This is a genomic window from Mycolicibacter senuensis (assembly GCF_003284925.1).
Classification (GTDB): Bacteria; Actinomycetota; Actinomycetes; order Mycobacteriales; family Mycobacteriaceae; genus Mycobacterium; species Mycobacterium algericum_A.
In genome coordinates, this window is record NZ_QMEX01000293.1 from 1 (window position 1) to 1,424 (window position 1,424).

Genomic DNA, 1,424 nt, shown 5'->3' on the forward strand with positions numbered 1-1,424 from the left:
GCCCGAGCCGGGGCTACCGTCGGTCAAGCGTGCTTAGCCCAGCAGGTCTACCGGGTCAGGCATGTCGTAGGGGGTCGTGTCGGTAAACGCCTGCAGGAAGTTCCAGAGGCCGGTCAGGGCTTCCTCGAGCGACGGGGTCGGCGAGTCGAGGTAACCCGCCAGGTAGCCCTCGTTGATGATCCCGAGCAGCGACGGGTGGTCGTTGAGCCCATAGATGTGATACGTCTCCGGATCGAGCCAGCTGGAGAAGAAGTTCCCGATGCCGTCGAACGTGGCCTTGCCCAGTGCCTCCAGCAGGTCACCCAACTCAATGTTGGGCGGCAGGAAACCGTCACCGGCGGGCAGGTTGTCGATGTCTCCCGGCGGCCAGCCGTGCTCAAGGCTGCCGTAGCCCAGATTCACCAGGATCCGGGTCACCGGCTCCAGCAGTTCGTAGAGCGGCATACCCAGAATCGGGATCAGCTGCAGCGGGGCCAGCAGCGGCAGTAGGTCATTCGGGATCATGTAGAAACTGGTCAGTGAATCCGGGTCGCCCACCGGCAGTTCGATGGCGTTCGCGATCTGCTCCGGGGTCGCGCTCAGATACACCGAGTGCCCGTAGATGAAGCCCAGCGCAGAGTTGAGTTCCGAAAGCGGGTTGTCGTAGATCGGCTTGATCCCGACCGGGTCATATTCGTAGTTGTAGACGTCGGTGTAGTAGCCGTCGAGGTCGACCCGGGCGGCGGCCATAGAACCGATCGTCACAATCCGGACGAGCTCGTTGGAGATGTCGTTGTCTTGCAACCACTCCACCAGATTGGCCGCGATCCCGCCGCTCTGCGAATAACCGAACACCACGATCGGGTTGTCAGCACTCACCTCGCCGGCGTTGAGCCGCTCAGCGATCGAGTTCTGCAGTTCCGCCAGGCCGACCGCGCTCGACGTCGGACTGACGTTCTCCGGTCCCCACTGGGACACCAGTTCGCCGGTGAAGCCGTGCGGCTTGAGGAAGAGTTCGTTGACGGCATCCAAGTAAGCCTGCGGTGGCTGGGGAATACCCGTACCACCCATGATCAGCGCGACACCGCCTCCGAGGTCTGTGCCGTTGCCGGTAAGGGCATACGCCGGCGACTGGGCGTGGACCGATGGTGAAACGATCGGGGCACCCGCGAAGGCACTGCCAGCAACAACAGCGGCAACAAGCGGTAAGCAGGCGGTGACTCGCACGCGGTTCCTCCTGTTAAATTCCTTAATGGAAACTAAAAGGTACCGTGTAGTGGTACATCCCGCAACAGCACTCGCGCAGTGCCCGGAACCGGAGCCGATGGCGCCTTTGCCAAGTTGGCCGCATCCCGCCGAAACCGGCTCCGTGGCTCCGTTTTGGACACCGTCGGCGGTCTCATTTTCGAAAACTGCGAGAGACCACAAATGCCTGTGGCCCCCAG

1 protein-coding gene is annotated in these 1,424 nt (G+C 62.4%); it reads right to left on the reverse strand.

All coding sequences use genetic code 11. The features are described from left to right. Positions 1-33 precede the first annotated feature (33 nt). Positions 34-1,050 carry a PE-PPE domain-containing protein gene (locus tag DQP56_RS24225; RefSeq protein ID WP_112689608.1) on the reverse strand — a complete coding sequence of 339 codons (1,017 nt, stop codon included), beginning with the start codon at positions 1,048-1,050 and terminating at the stop codon, positions 34-36. Positions 1,051-1,424 lie beyond the last annotated feature (374 nt).

Coding starts and splice junctions, on each gene's coding strand:
- DQP56_RS24225 (WP_112689608.1), bottom strand. CDS start 1,050: ATGGGTGGTACGGGTATTCCCCAGCCACCGCAGGCTTACTTGGATGCC.